The following is a 20797-nucleotide window of genomic DNA, read 5'->3' on the forward strand; positions in this document are numbered from 1 at the left end:
CGTGGGCCGAGCGCATCCGTCCGGCAGCGCCTTTCCCGGCGCCGCCGGCGATGGCCTAGCCGGCCTTCGCGGCCTGCCGCCGGCGCGTCGCCGCGGGCGGCGGGCCGTCGGTGTCGCCCACGCTGAGGCAGGGGGCGCCGAGGGAATGCAGCGCCTCCAGCGGCTTGCCGGCGAGCACGTCGACGACGAGGTCCGCGAGCGCATGGCCCGCCGAGGTTCCGGTCGGCTGGATCACGCCGGTGACCTTGCAGGTCAGGGGGATCTCGCTGGGGATGCCGTCATACACGATCAGCGACATGCCCTTGCCCGGCTTCCATCCCGAATCCCCGAGCGCGCGCAGCGCGCCGACGCCTGCGACGTTGTTGTCGACCAGCACCGCCGTCGGCGGCTCGTCGAGTGCCAGCAGCCGGCCGACCGCCTGGTAGCCGCCGATGCGGTCGAGCGATGCCTCGATGATGAGTTCGGGGTGCGGCTCGATGCCGGCGGCGCGCAGGCCCGTCACGAAGCCGCGATGCCTCTGCATCGCGAAGTTCAGTTCCAGTGGGGCGTGCACCAGCGCGATGCGACGGTGCCCCAGTCCCACCAGGCGCTCCACGGCCAGCCGGCCGCCGGCCTCGTTGTCGAAGTCGAACCACGCGTAGGGGATCCTGCTGCGGGTGCGACCGTAGGCGACGAAGGGGAAATTGTGTTCCTGCAGGAAGCGGATGCGCGGGTCGTCGACGCGGGTGCGCGCGACGATCATCGCGTCGACGCGGCGGCCTTCGATCAGGCGCCGGTAGGTGTCGAGTTCGACGTCCGGGCGCGACGAGTGGATCAGCAGGTCCAGCTTGTGTTCGGCGAGGCGTTCGGTGATGCCGGAGACGACCTCGCCGAAGCGGATGTCGCCGATGTCGCTCGCGCCGAAGGGATACACGATGCCGATCGCGTCGGCCCGCCCGGTGGCGAGCTGGCGAGCCTGCGGGTTGGGCTGGTAGCCGAGCTGCGCCGCGGCCTCGACGACGCGCTTGCGCGTCGCCTCGCTGACGTCGGAGTAGCCGTTGAGCGCGCGGCTCACCGTGGTTTGCGACAGTCCGAGCGTCTCGGACAGCATCTTCAAATTGACCTTCATCTGCCTTCCTTCGGCCCGCATTGGGCGTCGATGGGCCGTCTCGGGACGGCCCGCGTCATGACCGCAGTCTAACGACTTCAGGGAGTCGCATCGTGAGCATAAAAAGCAGTTTACATCCAAAGCGCTTCGGATTACGATCCAAACCGCTTTGGACGATTTTATAAGTTCATCAAAGTTATTCATCGCGTACCCGTTTTCGATCAGTTCCGCGAGTGGAACGCCGCGACGGCGGCCTGACGAGAGAGAAATCCCCCATGAGTGAACAGCACAACAAGGTCGTGAAGACGCAGTGGTGGAAGGAGGCGGTCGCCTACCAGATCTACCCGCGCAGCTTCATGGACACCAACGGCGACGGCATCGGCGACCTGAACGGCATCGCCGCGCGCCTCGACTATCTGAAGGCGCTCGGGATCGATGTGATCTGGATCTGCCCGATGTACAAGTCGCCCAACGACGACAACGGCTACGACATCGCCGACTACCACGCGATCATGGACGAGTTCGGCACGATGGCCGACTTCGACCGCCTGCTGGCGGAAGTGCACGCACGCGGCATGCGGCTGATCCTCGATCTGGTGGTGAATCACACCAGCGACGAGCATGCGTGGTTCGTCGAATCGCGCTCGTCGAAGGACAACCCCAAGCGCGACTGGTACGTGTGGCGCGACGGCAAGGGCGGCGAAACTGGCAAAAGCGGCGGCACGTCGGGTGACGAGCCGAACAACTGGGAGAGCATCTTCCGCGGCTCGGCGTGGAAGTTCGACGAGACCACCGGCCAGTACTTCCTGCACCTCTTCTCGACGAAGCAGCCCGACCTCAACTGGGAAAACCCGGAGGTGCGCACCGCGGTGAACGACATGGTGCGCTGGTGGCTCGACAAGGGCATCGACGGCTTCCGCCTCGACGCCGTGAGCCACATGAAGAAGGTCGCCGGCCTGCCCGACATGCCCAACCCGGAAGGGCTGGACCACGTCTCCTGCCTGCCGATGCACATGAACGTCGATGGCGTGCTGGATTACATGGACGACCTGTGCCAGAACAGCTTTGCGGGCTACGACATCATGACCGTCGGCGAGGCCAACGGCGTGTCGGCCGAACAGGCCGTCGATTGGGTCGGCGCGGACCGCGATCGCCTGAACATGATCTTCCAGTTCGAACACCTGCACCTGTGGGCGCAGGACCCGAAGGCCGCGCTGGACGTCGTCGGCCTGAAGAAGATCTTCTCGCGCTGGCAAGGCACGCTGCACGGGGTGGGCTGGAACGCGCTGTTCCTGGAAAACCACGACATCCCGCGCATCGTGTCGAAGTGGGGCGACGTCGGACAGTACTGGCGTGAGAGCGCGACCGCGCTCGCGACGATGTACTTCCTGATGGAGGGCACGCCCTTCATCTACCAGGGCCAGGAGATCGGGATGACCAACACCCGCTTCGCCGCCATCGAGGACTTCAACGACGTCTTCGCGAAGAACGAATACGCGCTGCAACGCGCGCAGGGCGTGCCGGCGAGCGACATCATCGCCTCGCTCGCGGTGAGCTCGCGCGACAACTCGCGCACGCCGATGCAGTGGGACGCGTCGGCCAACGCCGGCTTCACGAACGGCACGCCGTGGCTGAAGGTGAACCCGAACTTCCCGCAGATCAACGTCGCGCAGCAGGAAGCCGACCCCGACTCGATCCTGAACTTCTACCGCCGCCTGATCGCGCTGCGCAAGGCCGAGCCGGTGCTGGTGCATGGTCGCTACGCGCTGCTGATGGAGAGCGACCCGCAGGTCTATGCCTACACCCGCACGCTGGGCGGCGAGCAGATCGTCGTGATCGCGAACCTCACCGGCCGTGAGGCGCGCGTCGAGCACGACGGCTTCGCTGTCCGTCACGAGGATTTGCTGCTCGCCAACTACGCGGTCGACGCGCATGAGGAGACGCGCCGGCTGACGCTGCGTCCCTTCGAGGCGCGCGTCTATCGCGTGGGCTGAGCCGCAACCGCCAATGGATTAACCCGGAAGCCCTGACACCGCCCTTCGACAGGCTCAGAGCGAACGGGCCGCCGGGAAATCAACTAACTCGAAACAACGGAGGAGACACCCCATGAAAAAACTGCTTCCCACCACCCTGGCCGTGCTGCTGTTCGGCGCCATCCCCGCCGCCCACGCAGCCACGCTGAAGATGGCGTGCAACGTATCCGGCGCGATGAAGCCCTTCTGCGAGCACGTCAAGCAGCGCTTCGAAGCCGAGACGACGCACAAGCTCGAGTTCGTCGAGATGCCCGCCGCCACCGACGAGAAGCTCGCGCTGTACCAGCAGATCTTCGCCGCGAAGGACGGCGACGCGGTCGACGTGCTGTCGATCGACGTGATCTGGACCGGTCTGCTCGACAAGCATCTCCTCGACATTACCGACAAGGTCAAGGACCTGGAGCCGGCCTTCTTCCCGAACAACTGGAAGAACAACATCGTCAATGGCCGCATCAAGGCCGTGCCGGGCCAGGTCGATGCCGGCATGATGTACTACCGCAAGGACCTGCTGGCCAAGCACAAGGAGCAGCCGCCCAAGACCTGGGAAGACCTGACCCGCATCGCGACCAAGATCCAGAAGGCAGAGCGCGATGCCGGGCAGAAGAACTTCTGGGGCTTCGTGTTCCAGGGCAAGGCCTACGAGGGCCTGTCGTGCGACGTGCTGGAGTGGGTCGCCTCCTACAACGGCGGCACCTTCGTCGATGCCGCGGGCAACGTCACGATCAACAACCCGAAGGCCGCCAAGGCGCTCAATACCGCGGCAAGCTGGGTCGGCTCGATCGCGCCGAAGGGCGTGATGGGCTACCAGGAAGAGGAATCGCGCGCGGTGTTCCAGAATGGCGACGCGCTCTTCATGCGCAACTGGCCCTACGCCTACCTGCTGACGCAGGCGGACAACAGCCCGGTGAAGGGCAAGGTCGGCGTCATCCCGATCCCCAAGGGCGGCGACGACGGTCTGCACGCGGCGACGCTGGGCGGCTGGCAGTGGGGCGTGAGCGCGTACTCGAAGACCCCCGACGCGGCGGTGAAGCTCGTGCGCATCCTGTCGGAAGCCGACACGCAAAAGCGCGCCTTCATGCTGCTGGGCATCCCGCCGGCGCGCATCGACACCTACCAGGACGCCGAAGTGCAGGCCAAGGCGCCGTACCTCACGGAGTTCAAGGACGTGTTCGCGAACGCCGTGCCGCGCCCCTCGACCCCGACGCGCGCGCAGTTCCCGAAGGTCTCGAAGGCGATGTTCAACGCCGGCTACGACGTCCTGAGCGGTCGGGCAACGGGCGAGCAGGCGGTGGCGGACCTCGAGGACAAGCTGAAGCGCATCAAGGGCCGCGAGTGGAAGTAAGCGGGATATCGGCCTGACACCGCCGCGCGGCAGTTCAGGGTACGCGACGGAACGTCTGTAGGGCGGGAGGAGCCGAAGGCGTATCCCGCCAAATCGGCGTGTGGCGACACGCGACGTCCGTTCGGCGGGATGCGCTTCGCTCCTCCCGCCCTACGGATCCGACCCGGCCCGCGCGGCAGTTTGCCGAACCTCAGGAGGAAACAACGATGAGTCACAATTCCCAGACCCTGCCGCCTTCGGCCGCGGTCGCGCCGGCCCGGGCGGCGCCCGCGCCAGGCCGCAAGCGCAGCCTGCAGCAGCGGCGTGCCCGCGCCGCCTGGCTGCTGGTCGCGCCGGCGCTGATCCTGCTGTTTGCGGTGGCCGGCTGGCCGCTGTTGCGCACGCTGTTCTACAGCTTCACCGACGCCGCCATGGACACCCCGGAGGAGTACAACTTCGTCGGGCTTGCGAACTACCTCGACTTCGCCGAGGGCGACAGCTTCGGCGTGCTCGCCGACCCGCTGTGGTGGCAGGCGGTCGGCAACACGCTGTGGTTCACGGCGTGCTCCGTGTCGCTGGAGCTCTTCTTCGGCATGCTGCTCGCGCTGCTGATGAACGAGAAGTTCCGCGGCCAGGGCGTCGTGCGCGCTGCGATCCTCGTGCCCTGGGCGATCCCGACCATCGTCACGGCCAAGATGTGGGGCTGGATGTTCCACGACCAGTACGGCGTGGTGAACGACCTCTTGCTGCGCTTCGGTCTGATCGAGACGCCGCTCGCGTGGATCGCCGAGCCGACGCTGTCGATGTGGGCGGTGGTGATCGCCGACGTCTGGAAGACGGTGCCCTTCATGGCGCTGATGCTGCTCGCCGCGCTGCAGATGATCCCGTCCGACCTCTACGAGGCGGCGCGCGTCGACGGCGCCAACGCCTGGCAGCGTTTCCGCCGCATCACGCTGCCGCTGATCATGCCGGCGATGATCGTCGCGCTGATCTTCCGCGTGATGGACGCGCTGCGCGTGTTCGACCTGATCTACGTGCTGACCTCCAACAGCGAGGCGACGATCTCGATCTCCGGCTACGCCCGCGAGCAGATGATCTCCTTCCAGGAAATGGGCGTCGGTTCGGCCGCTTCGGTGCTGGTGTTCATGATGGTCGCAGGCATCGCCGCGTGCTTCCTGTGGATCAACCGCTTCAGCCACGAAGGCAAGGAGGCGAAGGAATGAAACTCACACGCCAACAACGCGAGTTGGGACGGCAGTTCTGGATCTACCTGGCGGCGCTGGTCGTCGGCGTGATCTGCGTCTTCCCCTTCTACAACGCGATCCTGACCTCGCTGCGCACCGGCCAGGAGCTGTTCCTGACGAACTACCTGCCGACCACCTTCCACTGGGAGAACTACGTCAATGCGCTCGGCGAGAACGGAGTCGGCCGCAGCCTGCTCAACTCCGCGCTCGTCGCGACGGTGACGGTCGGCATCTGCCTGTTGGTGTCGATCACCGCCGCCTTCGCGCTGGCGCGGGTGCGCTTCCGCGGGCGCAAGTACATCCTCTTCACGATCCTGTGCGTGTCGATGTTCCCGCAGGTCGCGGTGCTGTCGGGGATGTTCGAGCTGGTGCGCTTCATGGGCCTGTACGACTCGATCGGCTCGCTGATCCTGTCCTACACGACCTTCTCGCTGCCCTTCACGGTGTGGGTGCTGACGACCTTCATGCGCTCGCTGCCGGTGGAACTGGAGGAGGCCGCGATCGTCGACGGCGCGAGCCTGTGGGTGATCATCACCAAGGTCTTCGCGCCCATCATGGGGCCGTCGCTCGTGACCACGGGGCTGCTCGCCTTCATCGGCGCGTGGAACGAGTTCATGTTCGCGCTGACCTTCATCATCTCCAACGAGAACCGTACCGTGCCGGTCGCCATCGGCATGCTGCAGGGCGCCTCACAATACGAACTGCCGTGGGGACACATCATGGCCGCGTCGGTAGTCGTGACGATCCCGATCATCGCGCTGGTGCTGATCTTCCAGAAACGCATCGTCAGCGGCCTCACGGCCGGCGCAGTGAAGGGGTGAGCCATGACGTGTCAATCGGAGCACCCCGTAGGGCGGGAGGAGCGCAGCGCATCCCGCCACTCGGCGGTTGATTGGCGGGATACGCCTCCGGCTCCTCCCGCCCTACGAAAACCGGCGTGCCCGCCGCGGACCGCCTCGCTCATCAAGGATCAAAGATCATGGCACAACTGACTCTCGAGAAACTCAACAAGCGCTACGGCGAGGCCGCCCAGGTCATCAAGGGCATCGACCTGCAGGTGAATAGCGGCGAATTCGTCGTCATCGTCGGCCCCTCCGGCTGCGGCAAATCCACGCTGCTGCGCATGATCGCCGGCCTGGAGGACATCTCCGGCGGCGACATGTACATCGACGGCGTGCGCGTGAATGACGACACGCCCTCCGAGCGCGGCATCGGCATGGTGTTCCAGTCCTACGCGCTGTACCCGCACATGAACGTATACGAAAACATGGCCTTCAGCCTGCAGCTCGCGAAGCTGCCGAAGGACGAGATCGCCCGCCGCGTGGAGGAAGCGGCGCGCATCCTGCAACTGGAACCGCTACTGCAGCGCCGGCCCAAGGATCTCTCCGGCGGCCAGCGCCAGCGTGTCGCGATCGGCCGCGCGATCGCCCGCGAACCCAAGCTCTTCCTCTTCGACGAGCCGCTGTCCAACCTCGACGCCGCGCTGCGCGTGCAGATGCGCATGGAGATCGCCGCGCTGCACCGCCGGCTGAAGTCCACGATCATCTACGTCACCCACGACCAGGTCGAGGCGATGACGCTCGCGCAGCGCATCGTCGTGCTCAACCGCGGCAACGTCGAGCAGGTCGGCACGCCGCTGGAGCTCTACGATCATCCCGCCAACGAGTTCGTCGCGCAGTTCATCGGCTCGCCGAAGATGAACCTGATGCCCGCAACGCTCGTGCGCGCAGGCGAGGCCGATAGCGTCGTGCGCCTGTGGAGCGGCAAGGACCTCGTCGTGCCGATCGCGACCCCCGCGAGCGCCGAAGGGACCAAGGTCAAGCTGGGCATCCGCCCCGAGCACATCGAATGGGGCAGCGTCGCCCAGGCGCCGAATCTCGCCGATGTCCTCTTCGTCGAGCACATGGGCAACGAGACCTACCACTACCTCGACAGCGGCAAGCTCGGCGAACCGTGGGTCGTGCGCGACTCGCGCCGTTCCGACATCGCTGCGGGCGAGACAGTCGGCTACCGCCTGCCGCCGGAGCATTGCCACCTGTTCGACGAATCGGGCAAGGCGTTCGCGCGCCGCGCCGCGGGCAACGGTGCAAGCCGCATCCCCGGCGTCGACGCGCCGCCGATCACCTTCGCCGAGCCGGCGCGTACCAACGCGCTGCATTGATAACAGTTCGCAGGGCGGGAAGGCGAAGCGCATCCCGCCGTATGTCGTTGTTCAAGGCAGATGCGGCGGATAACGCCTTCGGCTCATCCGCCCTACGAACATCCTTTTGGGCGTCTTAGGCCAATCCCGGACGGTCGTCGTCCGCTCGATAGGATTTGAAGTGACCGACCACCTCCTGCAAACCTCCGGCGCGCTGTTCGAGGCGGTGCAGCGCGCACGCCTTTTCGACGACTCCAAGACCTTTCCCGACAGCGTGCCGCTGGCTGATCCGGGAACGATCGAGTCCGAGTTCCGCCGCGTCCTCGATGACTTCGTGCGCACCCATTTCGCGCCGCCCGCCCAGGCCGCAGGCAATGCGACCGACGGCGGCACGGACCCGGCCGCCGGGCTCGCCGCCCACATCGACCGCCTCTGGCCCACGCTCACGCGCGACGCCGACCGCGCCGACGCGCCGCACGGCTCGCTGATCCCGCTGCCGTACCCCTACGTCGTGCCCGGCGGGCGCTTCCGCGAGATCTACTACTGGGACAGCTACTTTACGATGCTGGGCCTGGTCGCGTCCCGACGCTTCGAGCTCCTCGACAGCATGATCCGCAACTTCGCCTGGCTCATCGACACGCACGGCCACATCCCCAACGGCAACCGCAGCTATTTCCTCAGCCGCTCGCAGCCGCCGATGTTCGGCTTCATGCTGCGCCTGCTCGAGCGCGAACGGGGTTTCGACGCGATCCGGCCGTACCTGCCGCAACTCGAGCGCGAATACGCCTGGTGGATGGCGCACGCGCGGACACCTCATCGCGGTGCCGCGATGCCCGATCGCCATGTCGTGCGCCTGTGCGACGGGTCGGTGCTGAACCGCTACTGGGACGACCGCAACACGCCGCGCGAGGAGTCGTACGCCGAAGACGTCGAACTGTACGCCCGCGCCGCGCCCGCACGCCGCGACGAGCTGTACCGCAACCTGCGCGCGGGTGCCGAGTCCGGCTGGGACTTCAGCAGCCGCTGGTGCGGCGAGGAGGGCGGGCTCGAGGACATTCGCACGACCGAACTGATCCCGGTCGACCTCAACTGCCTGCTGTTCCGCATCGAACGCATGCTCGGCGACTGGCTCGCCCGGCTCGACGAACCCCGCGCCGTCGACTACCGCCTCGCCGCCGAGCGACGGCGCGTGGCCGCCGTGAAGCACTGCTGGAACGAGGAACACGGCTGGTTCTTCGACTGGTCGTGGCGCGAGGAAGGCCAGAGCGGATGCTGGTCGCTGGCCGGCGTGTTTCCCCTGTACTGTGGCGTCGCGGATGAGGCCCAGGCCGAGCGCGTCGCCCGCAACATCGCGGAACGATTCCTGCGTTCCGGCGGAGTCGTCACGACACTGGCCGACTCGCACGAACAATGGGATTCGCCCAACGGCTGGGCGCCGCTGCAGTGGGTGACGGTGCAGGGGCTGCTCGACTACGGTCACGACGAACTCGCGCGCGAGATCGCGACGCGCTTCGTGGATCTCGCCGACCGCGTATGGCGCCGCACCGGCAAGCTGATGGAAAAGTACGACGTATGCGACATGTCGCTCGACGCCGGTGGTGGCGAGTATCCGGTGCAGGACGGCTTCGGCTGGACCAACGGCGTCGTGCGCGCCTTCATCGAGCGTTTCGGCCTCGACGCGTATCCGGCCGACTGAACCATCCAACCTCCGTTTGCGCCGTCTCCCCGTTACGAGGACATCATGCTGAAGTTCCCCGCCGGCCCCCTGTGGGCGCTGGTGACCGGTTTTGCCGTGCTGGGCGGTGTCGGCAGCGTCCTGATGACGCGCCAGCCGGAGTTCTATCATCGCTGGAACCTGGACAACGCCGAGTGGGGCTGGGCGCTGTTCGCCACCGGCCTCGGCGGCGTGCTGGCCTATCCGCTCAACCGCTGGCTGCTTGCGCGCTGGGGCAGCCGCGGGATGCTGCTCCGCTTCGGCACGGCCGGCGGCGTCGTGCTGGCGGCCATCCCCTGGCTACCCGGCGTGCCCGGGCTGCTCGCCGGTCTCTTCGCCCAGGGCGTGATCTACAACGGCGTCAGCGTCGCCATCAACCAGCAGGCGTCCGACTGGGAACTGCGGCGCGGCACACGGATGATGGGCCGCCTGCACGCGACCTTCTTCATCGGCAGCGTGCTGTCGGCCTTCCTCAGCAGCCTGCTCGCGGCGCTTTCCGTCAGCCTGCCGCTGCACATGGCCGCGGTCGGCCTCGCCTCCGCGCTCATCCACCGCGCCGCGGCGGCCACGCTGGAGGCCGCGGCGGCCCGATCGGCCGCGCCCGTCGCCGTGCATCACGCCCCCGAGTCCTGGCTCGGGCTGGGCATGCTGTTTTGCTGGTGCACGGTGCTCGAAAGCGGCGTCATGGGCTGGGCGTCGGTGTATCTCAACCAGAGCCTGAAGGCGAACGAAAGCCTGTCCGGCATCGGCCTCGCGCTCTTCTCCGGGGCGATGGCGGTGGGGCGGCTCTTCTCGGACGCGCTCGTCACGCGTCATGGCGCGCTGCGCATCGTCCGCACGGGCGCGATCGCATGTGCGCTCTCCCTCGCGCTGGCGGCCTGGCTGCACGAGCTGCCCGTCACCTTGCTCGCCTTCGCCGTCACCGGCCTGGGGCTCGCCGCCGCCGCGCCGGTGATCTTCTCGGTCGCGGGCCGCATGGGCGGCGAGGCGCTTGCCCTGATCGCCGGACTCGGCGCGCTCGGAGGACTGCTCGGCCCGGTGATCCTCGGCCGCATCGCCAGCCACGTGTCGCTGGACTGGGTGCTCGCGACGCTCGCCGCAGTCGCCGTCGTGATCGTGAGGCAGGCGACCGCCCTGGCGGCGAGCACGCAGGGCAAGAGGCACTGAAACGCCGGTTTCCCATGCGCCGCCCGGAGCAGGGGGCGAACGCACCCTCGGCGAGTCGGTCGTCTCGACGGGTTCAGGGCAATGGTGGTCGTTCCTGCACGGACAGTTCGGCAGTCAACGGCGACATGGCCCCGTCAAACGCCATCCCGTACTGCTGGCAGTGCCGCGTCGAATTGAGCAGAATTGGCGCCTGGCGCAGGCATCCTTGCTCCGTCCGTATCGGGCCATCGCAGCTTCCGGCAGAGGTGTCGCGGGCGGGTAACGCGGGATACTGCCTTCGCGTACGGGCAAGGGAGCGGAAACAGCTCCGGTCGAACAAAGCGGGGACAGGGAAGGGGACAAGATTGCACCGGCAACTGAGCGGCACATTGAATTTTCGCAGCCTGGCAGGCCTGCCGACGAAGGACGGACGCCGCATCGCGGGACATGTGGTGCTGCGCTCGGACCAGCTCGATCGCCTGCAACCGACGGACTGGGATCTGCTCGCCTCGTTCGGCGTGAAGACGGTGTGCGACCTGCGCACGGCCTCGGAGCGCAACCGGTTCCCCAACAGCCTGCCGGAGCAGGGCATGAGGCAGATCCCCATCGAACTCGTCGGCGACGTGCGATCCAACCCCGAACTGGTCGAGCCGCTGCGCACGCGCCACGGTGCCGAGGGCGCGGTGGAAATGATGCGGCAGATGTACCGCCAGTTTCCCGAGGCGCTCGCTCCGCACCTGTCGACGCTGTTCCGGCTCTTTCGCGAGGACGAAGTGCCGGTGCTCGTGCATTGCGTCGTCGGCAAGGACCGCACCGGCTTCACCGTCGCGGTGATCCTGCATGCGCTCGGCGTCGCGGATGAGGCCGTGATGGCGGATTACCTGCTTTCGACGCGCGTTCGTGAATTGGCGGATGGAGAACGCCGCGCAGCGACGTCACGGATCATCCGCCGCATTACCGATCGGGATCCGACCGAGGAAATGATCGACGCGATACTCGACGCCCGCCCCGAGTATCTGCGTGCGGCCCTGGATACCGTGAATGAACGCTACGGATCGATGCAGGGCTACCTGAGGGCCCGGGCCGGCCTGGACGAGGAGGCGCTCGCCGAACTGCGCGAGCGCTGGCTGGAGTCACGATAGGGGCGGCCCACGCCGCCGGCATCGCGGTGCCGGAGCCCCTGTGGCTGTGCCGCGACGCGAAGTTCGGCGGCCGGGGATGGGGGTGTCGACGTGCGGCACGAATGGTGCGCAGACGCGTATCGGGGCGTTTCGACCCCGGCGGCGAAGACTGTTGACCGATGCCGCCCGAATAGGCAAAAATTCCAGTTCCTTTCGGTTCGACGAAACGGAACACGGTGAGAATCCGTGGCGGGCCCGCCGCTGTATCCGGGGACGGCCGCTGCCAGGTTGAAGAGACCAGCCACTGACGGGGACAACCCCGGCGGGAAGGCGCAGCGATCCGGCTGATCCGGTAGCCAGAAGACGTGTCGAACCGATCTGGAGCCAAGGCAAGGGCTCCGGCTGACTGCATGCTCAAAGCGTGCCGTCAGCCGGAGCCCTTTTTGTTTTTCTATCTCGAGGAATGGATCATGACCCACACTGTTCAAACCCAAGCCCAGACCCAGAACACAGCCCCGGCGCAGAAGGCCGCTCCGACCATCGCCATCCGCAAGAGCTGCAACCCGGACGGCATCGGTCTGTCGCACTATGTGCTGATGGATCGGAAGGCCGCCAAGTGACGGCCGCCCTCCCGAGCCAGGCCCTGGCGGGCCCGGCCTTGATCCCCGTGGACATCGGCCACGACGTCTATGCGGCGGTCACCGACCCCAGGACCGCCTTCTGGGCGCTGGTGGACAAGAGCCGCCTGGCCGAGTCCCTGTCCGACGGTCCGCTGCTCGACGCCTATCGCGGGCAGGCGGAAGCCTTCGGGCGCGAACTGCATGCCTTGCGCTTCGAGTTGAAGCCTTCCGGCGTCTATCTCAATCCGACCGAGCGCTGCAATCTCGATTGCACCTACTGCTATCTTCCCGGCAGCCAGCGCAAGACCGGGCAGCACATGCCGGTCGAGACCCTGGTCGCATCCCTGGGGCGGCTGCGTGATTATTTCCGCTCGGTCATGCCCGAGGGCAGGAAGCCGCGCGCGATCTTCCACGGCGCGGAACCGCTGATGAACCAGGCCGCCGTGTTCGCTGCCATCAGCGAGTTCGCCGACGATTTCGCCTTCGGGGTGCAGACCAACGGCACCCTGCTCGACGATGCCGCGGTCGAATTCCTGACCAGCCGCAATGTGAGTATCGGCCTTTCCCTGGACGGCCCGGTGGCGGGCATTACCGATGCCACCCGACGCACCTGGGGCGGCAAGAGCGTGCATGAGAAGGTGCTCGCCGCGATGGCGAAGCTAAAGGGCTATGGCTCGTGGAGCGTCATCACCACCTGCACCACCGAGAACCTGCCTTACCTCACTTCCATGGTCGAGCTGTTCCATGCGAACGAGGTGCCGACCTGCATGCTCAACACCTTGCGCTGTACCTTGCCCGGGGCGCGGGGAGTGAAGCCGGCGGACGGCGAGATGGCCAAGGCCTTCTTTGCCGCGCTCGACCGCAGTCATGAGTTGTATCGGGAGACGGGGCGCAAGCTCGTGGTGGCCAACTTCGCCAATATCCTGATCGGCATCCTGGCGCCGACCGCGCGACGGCTTATGTGCGACATTTCGCCCTGCGGCGGCGGTCGCGCATTCTTCGCGCTGGCGGCCGACGGCAGCCTCTACCCCTGCAGCGAGTTCATCGGCCTGCCGCGCTTCAACGGCGGTTCATTGCTGGTCGATGGCGGTGTCGAGGCGGCGCTGGAGTCCGAAGCCTTCAAGACGGTGACGGGGCGTGACGTGGACAAGTTCAGCCCCTGTGGCGACTGTGCGATCCGCCATTTCTGCGGCTCGCCGTGCCCCGCGGAGGCCCACGAGATGAACGGCGGGATGGACAAGATCGGCGCCTTCTGCGACTTCTACAAGGAGCAGGTCAATTACTCCCTGCGCCTGATCGCCGACGGCAAGGCCGACGACTATCTGTGGGACGGCTGGGACGAGGGGACCGAGACGGTGTTCAATCTCGCCCTTTGAGCTTCACAGGATCGCGCAGATGCAAAAAAGGCCGGGTCAAACCGGCCTTTTTCATGGGTGCCCGAATGTCGTTCAGGTGTTCGAGTCCGGGAAGGACTCCTTGCGTCGGCGCATGTAGGCCTGCAGTTCCTCGTCGACGGCGGGATCCAGTTCGGGCGCCTCGTACTCGGCGAGCATCTTCTTCCAGCGTGCGTTGGCGCGCTGTGCCATGTCGAGGCGGCCCTCGGCGTCCCATTGCTCGAAGCTGTTGTTGTCGGCAATGGGCGAGCGGTAGAAGGCATTCTCGAAGTTCGCCTGGGTATGGGCGCAGCCGAGGAAGTGCTTGCCCGGACCGACTTCGCGGATCGCATCCATCGCCTGGCCGTTCTCCGAGAGATCGACGCCACCCATCAGGGTCTGCATCATGCCGGCCTGGTCGGCGTCCATGATGAACTTCTCGTAGCCCATCGCGAGGCCGCCTTCGAGCCAGCCCGCGGTGTGCAGCGCGAAGTTCACGCCGGCCAGCGCGGTCGGCAGCAGCGTGTTGGCGCTCTCGGATGCCGCCTGCGCGTCGGGAATCTTCGAGGCGGTCAGCGAGCCTCCGGAACGGAAGGGCACGCCGAGGCGGCGCGCGAGGTTCGCCATCACGTACAGCACCAGGGCGGGTTCGGGCGTGCCGAAGGTCGGTGCGCCCGATTGCATCGACATCGAACTTGCGAAGCTGCCGAACACCACCGGTGCGCCCGGGTTGACGAGCTGGACGAAGGCCATGCCGGCCATCGCTTCGGCGAGCGTCTGCGCGGCAGTGCCGGCGACGGTTACCGGCGACATTGCGCCGGCGAGGATGAACGGGGTGACCACGCAGGCCTGGTTGTTGCGGGCGTAGACCTTGGCCGCGCCGAGCATCGTATCGTCGAAGGTCATCGGCGAATTGGCGTTGATCAGGTTGATCACGGCGGTGCGCGGCTTGCCTGTCTCCGGGTCGATCCACTGGTCGCCGAACAGGATCCTGGCCATCTCGACCGTGTCCTGCGCGCGCTCGGGGTGGGTGACGGAGCCCATGAAGCACTTGTCCGAGTACTTCATGTGGCTGTAGACCATGTCGAAATGCCGCTTGTTGACCGGCAGGTCGACCGGCTCGCAGATCGTGCCCCCGGAGTGATGGAGGCTGGGCGACAGGTAGGCGAGCTTGACGAAGTTGCGGAAGTCCTCGATGGTGCCGTAGCGACGCCCGTCGTCGAGGTTGTGGATGAAGGGGCAGCCATAGGCGGGCACGAAGACCGTGTTGGGGCCGCCGATGCGCACGCTGCGTTCGGGGTTGCGTGCGATCTGAGTGAATTCGCGCGGTGCGTTCTCCTGGATCAGCTTGCGGCACATGCCGCGCGGCATGCGCACCCGCTCGCCCTGCACGTCGGCCCCCGCGTCGCGCCAGATCTGCAGTGCCTCCGCGTCGTCGCGGAAGTCGATGCCGATCTCCTCCAGGATGGTGTCGGCGTTGTGCTCGATGATCGCGAGCCCTTCCTCGTTGAGCACTTCATAGAAGGGAACCTTGCGGGTGACGTACGGGACGCTCATCCCTTGCCCGCGTGACCGGGCCGCCCGGCGCGCCTCGCTTCCGCTGCGACCGCCGCGCCGGCGGGTTTCGGTGGTACTCATTGTCTCGCTCTCCATCATGTTGTTCGGAACACATCACGCTGCCAGTATGCGGAGGGACAGGGTGTGCTGACATGGCACGAAGCGACCCGCGATTAGCGATTTGCGCCAGACGGGGCCGGCAGTTCGGGAGATGGCGGCTCAGGGGATGGCGGCGCGCGCCTGCCGCGATAGCCTGATTCGTGACGGCCGCGGCTGCCTGCCGCACCCGTCACGAAGAACAGCCGTCGGTTCGACGGCCGTTTGCACTCAGGCGTAGTGGCACTCGTGCAGTGCCTTGTAAAGGCCGATCAGCATCACTAGCAACACGACGGTGAAGGGCAGGCCGGCGGTGACGGCTCCGGCTTGCAAGGCGTTGAGCGCATCGGTTCCGCCCGCCGACAGCAGGATCGCGGCGATGACGCCGACGAGGCAGGCCCAGAGCACCTTCTGCCGGCGCGGAGCATCGACCTTTCCGCCGGCCGTGATGCAGTCGATCACCAGTGCCCCGGAATCCGCAGAGGTCACGAAGAACACCAGAACGAGCATCACCGCAAGCAGGGAGGTGACCGAGCTCAAGGGCATGTTCGCGAGCATCTGGAAAAGGGGCAGTGACACGTCGCTGATTCCCTTGGCCAGTTCGCCGATTCCCCCGGTCGTCTGCGCCAGCGCGTTACCGCCGAAAGCGGTCATCCAGAGCAAGGTGACCAGGGTCGGGACGATGAGGACCGCGGTCACCATCGCACGGACCGTGCGGCCCTTGGAGATGCGCGCAATGAAGATCCCCACGAAGGGCGACCAGGAGATCCACCAGGCCCAGTAGAAGACCGTCCATCCGTGGAGCCACTTGTCGTCCTCACGACCGATCCAGTTCGATAGCTGGAACAGATGTGAGGCGTAGTCGGAGGCCGTGGTGCCGAGCCAGCCGAAATACGCGACGATGCCGCCCGCGAAGGCGACGAACACCATCAGGGTGGTCGCCAGGACCATGTTGATATTGCTGAGGAGCTTCACGCCTCCGTCGATCCCGCGCCACACGGACAGCACGGTGATGCAGCTCACGACGACGATGATCCAGATCTGCAGGTCGATCGAATTTTCGGCTCCGGTCAGGAAATTAAGACCGCTGGCTGCCTGAGTCGCACCGAGTCCGAGCGAGGTGGCGAGCCCGAATATGGTCGCCAGCACTGCGAGAATGTCGATGAGGTGGCCGGGCCAGCCGCGCACCTTGTTGCCGAGCAGCGGGAAGAACGCGGCCCGCAGCGACAGCGGCAATCCCATGTTGAACGTGAAGAAGCCGATCGCGACCGCCACGACGGCATAGATTGCCCACGGGTGCAGGCCCCAGTGGAACATGGTGGCGCCCATCGCTGCGCTCGCGCCTTCCGGCGTTCTCGCCGGCGCGTTGAGGGGGGTGCCGTACCAGTCCGTGTAATAGGCAACGGGTTCGGCGACGCTCCAGAACATCAGTCCGATCCCCATGCCCGCGGCGAACAGCATCGCGAACCACGACATGGTCGAGTACTCGGGCCGTGCCGTGGCCCCCCCGAGCCTGACCTTGCCGACCGGCAGCAGGATCAGCGCGAAGCAGAACAGCACGAACGCGTTGCCGGCAAACATGAACAGCCAGTCGAAATGTTCGATCGCCCACGTCCGTGCGGCGACCATCTGGGCGCTCGCCGTCGCCGGATCGAACAGTGCGTAAAGGATGAAGAGCAGGGTAAAACCGGCGGAAATCGGGAACACGGGATTATGAAAATCCATGCCCCATAACTGCTTGTTGTCGATGCCTGGCTCCAGGGCCAGGCTATGACTGACGCTCATGTAGTTATCTCCTCAGATCTCGGTAGTTGCGGTTCGCCGGTTAATATTTGTTTCCCGGAGAAATACGTACTCCCCCAAATGCAGGCATATTGTTGGTGCTGGGATTCGCCGGCACTTGTCAGTCCACGACCGGATGCAGTCAAAAATGGTCATTGTGGGCGCAGTGAAAAAAGCGCGACAAGATGGGGCGAATACGCACCAATTTGGGGTGCCGAGAAATAGCCGCTGCAATTCACGCGGCAGTCGTTTCAATTCTAGCGGGGAGACGCACGTGGCACCGTTCGGCCGCGGATGGAGCGATCGCCGATTTGGGCCATCGCGTTCCGGGGGCGAACGAACATGCGGAAACGGACGTGAGCCCGTTTCCGCACTGCCGGCCCGTTCTCCGGCCGCTCGGGCGTGATCAGAAGTAGTAGCCGATACTGGCGTTGAAACGCCTTCCGGAGGTGTTGGAGCTTCCGCCGGCCGCCAGGGCATCGCCGAACACCGGCGAGAGGTAGGGCTGATTCTTGCCGTAGGCGTAGTCGAGCATGATCCACCAGCCACCGCTGCCGAATTCCACGCCGGTCACGTTCTGCACGCTGCGCGAATAGCCCGAGGCGGATTTGCGCAGTTGGCTCCAGTCGTTATAGACGCGGAAATTGCTGAAAGGCCCGATGGAACCGGGAATCTTGTAGCTCAGGCTCACGACGTCGATATTGCCTTTCGCCGCCATGCGGTTGGTGAAGCCGTAGGAGCCGATGATCACGCAGTCGTTGTCGCACGCGGACCACCAGTTGCCGTCGACCGAACCATTGCCGGAGAAGCTGTTGCGATAGCGGATGGTCTGGAGCTTGACGCCGAAATTGCCGAATTCGCCCGAGTAATGGATCGCCTGCGCATTGCGCCGGCCGCTGGACAATTCGGACGCTGTTGCCGCGAGCTGGCCCGTCATCGCGGAAACGCCGAATTCCGATTTGCCGCCGCCGAATTCGAAGTCGTAGGCGAGACGGCCGACGAAGGTATTGCGCTCTTCCCGCCCGTAGGTCTTCATCAGGTGGTTGCTGAAGCGCAGCGAATCATAGCCGTCGAGCACCGACATGTTGTCGGCCGCGCCCAGCATGTGGCCCCCGTCGGACGGGAAGAAGCCCAGCATCGTGCTCAAGCCGCCGTCCTTGCGCAGGTACTTCACGCCGAGCGCGAAGGTGTCCTCGAAGCCGGCGTAGTACGCCATGGATTCGAAGAAGTTGTGCGACGCGTAGCGCACCAGGCCGAAGGGCACGAGATCCTGGCCGACGCGGATTTCGCTCTTGTCCTGGAAGCGCATGCCCGCCCACAGGTATTCGTTCATCAGGATGCTGGCGCCTTCGTCGGCGCCCGTCTGACGGGTCGAGTAATGGTAATAACGCTGGCGGCCCGACGAAATGAAGCGGCCGTCGTCGTAGGTGTAGCCGAGACGGATCGTGTCGAATTCGAGCGTCCCTTTTCGATCCGGATTCCAGTCCAGGTGCTCGGCCCTGATCCGCACGGCACCGTCGAATTTCAGCGGGGATTCGGCAACCTGGGCAACCGCCGCCGATGCCGACATGAACAGGCAGGCGCCCGCCACTGCAAGGGGCGCTGACCTCGCACGCTTGAGAAACTTCATTGACCTATCTCCTTCCTTGATGGTGATTTTTTTATGTATTTTTCAATTGATCTCGAGCAAGCACGCGAGGGAATACCTCCCGGTTTTTATCGGCGTCTTTTCCCGGTTACGCCGATGGCGGGCTCGATCGAATTTCCGTGTCGAATCAGTGCACGCAACCCGGGCGAATCGGGACGCGACAAGACGGGGTGAATTGAATTGCCCGATTGCGTCCGGGTGCGGTCAGATGAAACAGCAGTGCCGGATCGGCTTCAATAGATGCGGCGCAGGAAGAATCGCGAAGGTCGCAAAGGGAACATTGCTGCGCCGCGGTGGAATTCCGGGCAGCGCGCTCAGGTTTCCCCGGGGCGAGGAGTGGGCGCGGCAGAGTCCTGCGTGCCGGGCTTCGCAGGGTGTTCGGGCGTGGGCATGATCTCGAGCACGGTGGCCGAGGTCCGCATCATCGGCACGAAGTGGGCATGTTCGAGGATCTCGTCCGGTTGCCGACGGGCCGCCGTCCAGGCGACGAGCGCGAGCAGCGCGTGCACGACGATCAAGTACAGCGGTAGCGCCGACGAGCCGATCCAGCCCATTGCCAGGCCGACGGCCATCGGCCCGATGGCCGCGCCGATACCGTGCAGCAGGAGCACGGCGCTCGATCCGGCGACGATGTTGTCTGCGGGGAGGTGGTCGACCAGGTGGGCCACGGCCATCGGGTAGATCGCGAAGCCGAAGCCGCCGAAGAGCGCGATGGCCGCGACCGCAACGCCCTGGCCGAGACCGGGCACGAGCAGGGGCAGGGCGGAGACGGTGGCGAGTGCGGCGGCGATCGCCAGGGCCTTGCGGCGGTCGATGCGGTCGGAGAGCACGCCGAGCGGCCATTGCAGCAGCGCGCCACCCAGGATGCCTGCGCTCATGAACAGGGGAACCCATTGTTCGCCGGCACCCGCGCGCGCGGCGTAGACCGGGCCCATGCTCCAGAACGCCCCGAGCGCGGTGCCCGTGAAGAAGGCGCCCGCCGCTGCGACGGGGATCTCGCGGACGATGCGCAGCAAGGGATACGAGGCCGCGCGATGCGGGGTCGGCTGCGTCAGCCGGGTCGAGGTGACCGGCATCACCGCGAGGCACACGAACAGCGCCGAGGCCATGAACAGGGCCAGTCCGTCGGCGGAATCGAAGCGCAGGAGTTGCTGCGCGGCGGCGAGCGAGAGCTGGTTCACGACCATGTAGATCGCGAAGATGCGCCCGCGCAGTGCCTGGGGTGTCTGGTCGTTGAGCCAGCTCTCGATCAGCATGTACAGCGCGACGATGGCCGCGCCTGCGAGCACCCGCAGCGCGACCCACACGATGGGCGATACGAACAGGCCGTGCAGCAGCGCGACGCCCGCGATGCCCACCGCGAAGAAGGCGAACGCGCGGATGTGGCCGACGCGCTGGATGAAGGGACGCGCGAGGAGGCTGCCGACGAGGTAGCCGGCGAAGTAGCCCGAGCCGAGAAGGCCGAGGAAGGCATCCGTGAATCCGGCGTCGTTGCCGCGGACGGCCACGAGGGTGCCGAGCAGGCCGTTGCCGATCAGCAGCAGGGCTACGCCGCTCATCAGTGTGGCGATCGGAAGGGTGTGTGCAAGCATTTTCTTGGCGCGGCGCCGCGGACGGTATGCCGGGGGCGGAGGCTGGAGGGCGGACCGATCCGGCGGGCCGAGAGGTTCTTCGGATGTGAAAGGTGCCATGCGAAGGGAGCGAGGGCAAGGTGAAACGACCCCATCGCGCACGATTCCGGTGCGCGCGCTCCGTCGGGGTGCTCCTGCCGGTCCCGGATGTCGCACAGGAACAAGCCGGCGACCACTTGTGTTCCCGAAGCGACCTCCGTCGGTACTGTTTGCGATCGACGTATTGCGCCGGTCGCGCGCTGTGCTGTTTTATGACCTCGGGGCATGACCCTGCTGCCCGGAAG

General features: G+C 66.0%; 15 protein-coding genes and 1 riboswitch. Of the genes, 10 read left to right on the forward strand and 5 right to left on the reverse strand.

Annotation, left to right across the window (positions count from 1 at the left end; all coding sequences use genetic code 11):
• Positions 1-55: 55 nt before the first annotated feature.
• Positions 56-1108, reverse strand: coding sequence for a substrate-binding domain-containing protein (locus U5817_RS10625; protein ID WP_407280707.1), 1053 nt, complete (start codon positions 1106-1108; stop codon positions 56-58).
• A 254-nt stretch (positions 1109-1362) separates the two neighbouring features.
• Between U5817_RS10625 and U5817_RS10630 the strand changes: the two genes are divergently transcribed.
• The 10 genes from U5817_RS10630 to cbpB all read left to right on the forward strand — a co-directional run bounded on the left by U5817_RS10630 (position 1363) and on the right by cbpB (position 13802).
• The gene (locus tag U5817_RS10630) at positions 1363-3081 is read left to right on the forward strand and encodes a glycoside hydrolase family 13 protein (protein WP_407280708.1); all 1719 of its coding nucleotides are present in this window, start codon (positions 1363-1365) and stop codon (positions 3079-3081) included.
• A gap of 112 nt (positions 3082-3193) precedes the next feature.
• Positions 3194-4462, forward strand: a complete 1269-nt coding sequence (locus tag U5817_RS10635) for an ABC transporter substrate-binding protein (RefSeq protein ID WP_407280709.1) — start codon at positions 3194-3196, stop codon at positions 4460-4462.
• A gap of 206 nt (positions 4463-4668) precedes the next feature.
• Complete coding sequence (locus U5817_RS10640) at positions 4669-5664, forward strand: carbohydrate ABC transporter permease (RefSeq protein WP_407280710.1); 996 nt, start codon at positions 4669-4671, stop codon at positions 5662-5664.
• Positions 5661-6506 (forward strand): carbohydrate ABC transporter permease, encoded by an 846-nt coding sequence (locus U5817_RS10645; RefSeq protein ID WP_407280711.1) that lies wholly within the window; start codon positions 5661-5663, stop codon positions 6504-6506. Before U5817_RS10640 ends, U5817_RS10645 begins: the two co-directional genes overlap by 4 nt.
• 158 nt (positions 6507-6664) lie before the next feature.
• Positions 6665-7846, forward strand: a complete 1182-nt coding sequence (locus tag U5817_RS10650; protein WP_407280712.1) for an ABC transporter ATP-binding protein — start codon at positions 6665-6667, stop codon at positions 7844-7846.
• Positions 7847-8006: 160 nt separating this feature from the next.
• Entirely contained in the window at positions 8007-9521 is a 1515-nt protein-coding gene (gene treF / locus U5817_RS10655; protein ID WP_407280713.1) for an alpha,alpha-trehalase TreF, read from the forward strand.
• Positions 9522-9566: 45 nt separating this feature from the next.
• Complete coding sequence (locus U5817_RS10660; RefSeq protein WP_169128003.1) at positions 9567-10706, forward strand: MFS transporter; 1140 nt, start codon at positions 9567-9569, stop codon at positions 10704-10706.
• Between the two features lie 368 nt (positions 10707-11074).
• The gene (locus U5817_RS10665) at positions 11075-11827 is read left to right on the forward strand and encodes a tyrosine-protein phosphatase (protein ID WP_407280714.1); all 753 of its coding nucleotides are present in this window, start codon (positions 11075-11077) and stop codon (positions 11825-11827) included.
• A 176-nt stretch (positions 11828-12003) separates the two neighbouring features.
• Positions 12004-12194, forward strand: a riboswitch (cobalamin riboswitch).
• Positions 12195-12276: 82 nt separating this feature from the next.
• Positions 12277-12426 (forward strand): modified peptide precursor CbpA, encoded by a 150-nt coding sequence (gene cbpA, locus U5817_RS10670; RefSeq protein WP_407280715.1) that lies wholly within the window; start codon positions 12277-12279, stop codon positions 12424-12426.
• Positions 12423-13802 carry a peptide-modifying radical SAM enzyme CbpB gene (gene cbpB / locus U5817_RS10675; RefSeq protein ID WP_407280716.1) on the forward strand — a complete coding sequence of 460 codons (1380 nt, stop codon included), beginning with the start codon at positions 12423-12425 and terminating at the stop codon, positions 13800-13802. Before cbpA ends, cbpB begins: the two co-directional genes overlap by 4 nt.
• A 72-nt stretch (positions 13803-13874) precedes the next feature.
• On the opposite strand, the gene U5817_RS10680 is transcribed toward cbpB, so the two are convergent.
• From U5817_RS10680 to U5817_RS10695, 4 genes are all read right to left on the reverse strand, one after another.
• Positions 13875-15437 carry a trimethylamine methyltransferase family protein gene (locus tag U5817_RS10680; RefSeq protein ID WP_169127995.1) on the reverse strand — a complete coding sequence of 521 codons (1563 nt, stop codon included), beginning with the start codon at positions 15435-15437 and terminating at the stop codon, positions 13875-13877.
• A 246-nt stretch (positions 15438-15683) separates the two neighbouring features.
• Positions 15684-17237 carry a BCCT family transporter gene (locus U5817_RS10685; protein WP_169127993.1) on the reverse strand — a complete coding sequence of 518 codons (1554 nt, stop codon included), beginning with the start codon at positions 17235-17237 and terminating at the stop codon, positions 15684-15686.
• Between the two features lie 403 nt (positions 17238-17640).
• Entirely contained in the window at positions 17641-18864 is a 1224-nt protein-coding gene (locus tag U5817_RS10690) for a hypothetical protein (RefSeq protein ID WP_169127991.1), read from the reverse strand.
• A gap of 332 nt (positions 18865-19196) precedes the next feature.
• The gene (locus U5817_RS10695; protein WP_169127990.1) at positions 19197-20474 is read right to left on the reverse strand and encodes an MFS transporter; all 1278 of its coding nucleotides are present in this window, start codon (positions 20472-20474) and stop codon (positions 19197-19199) included.
• Positions 20475-20797: the final 323 nt, after the last annotated feature.

The sequence above is a fragment of the Aromatoleum evansii genome (assembly GCF_045689615.1).
Classification (GTDB): Bacteria; Pseudomonadota; Gammaproteobacteria; order Burkholderiales; family Rhodocyclaceae; genus Aromatoleum; species Aromatoleum evansii.

Excerpts from the sequence above, each read along its gene's own strand:
- cbpA (WP_407280715.1), top strand. The coding sequence starts at position 12,277 with ATGACCCACACTGTTCAAACCCAAGCCCAGACCCAGAACACAGCCCCG.
- U5817_RS10660 (WP_169128003.1), top strand. The coding sequence starts at position 9,567 with ATGCTGAAGTTCCCCGCCGGCCCCCTGTGGGCGCTGGTGACCGGTTTT.
- U5817_RS10685 (WP_169127993.1), bottom strand. The coding sequence starts at position 17,237 with ATGAGCGTCAGTCATAGCCTGGCCCTGGAGCCAGGCATCGACAACAAG.
- U5817_RS10690 (WP_169127991.1), bottom strand. The coding sequence starts at position 18,864 with ATGAAGTTTCTCAAGCGTGCGAGGTCAGCGCCCCTTGCAGTGGCGGGC.
- U5817_RS10630 (WP_407280708.1), top strand. The coding sequence starts at position 1,363 with ATGAGTGAACAGCACAACAAGGTCGTGAAGACGCAGTGGTGGAAGGAG.
- U5817_RS10650 (WP_407280712.1), top strand. The coding sequence starts at position 6,665 with ATGGCACAACTGACTCTCGAGAAACTCAACAAGCGCTACGGCGAGGCC.
- U5817_RS10695 (WP_169127990.1), bottom strand. The coding sequence starts at position 20,474 with ATGCTTGCACACACCCTTCCGATCGCCACACTGATGAGCGGCGTAGCC.
- U5817_RS10680 (WP_169127995.1), bottom strand. The coding sequence starts at position 15,437 with ATGAGTACCACCGAAACCCGCCGGCGCGGCGGTCGCAGCGGAAGCGAG.
- U5817_RS10635 (WP_407280709.1), top strand. The coding sequence starts at position 3,194 with ATGAAAAAACTGCTTCCCACCACCCTGGCCGTGCTGCTGTTCGGCGCC.
- U5817_RS10640 (WP_407280710.1), top strand. The coding sequence starts at position 4,669 with ATGAGTCACAATTCCCAGACCCTGCCGCCTTCGGCCGCGGTCGCGCCG.
- U5817_RS10625 (WP_407280707.1), bottom strand. The coding sequence starts at position 1,108 with ATGAAGGTCAATTTGAAGATGCTGTCCGAGACGCTCGGACTGTCGCAA.
- U5817_RS10645 (WP_407280711.1), top strand. The coding sequence starts at position 5,661 with ATGAAACTCACACGCCAACAACGCGAGTTGGGACGGCAGTTCTGGATC.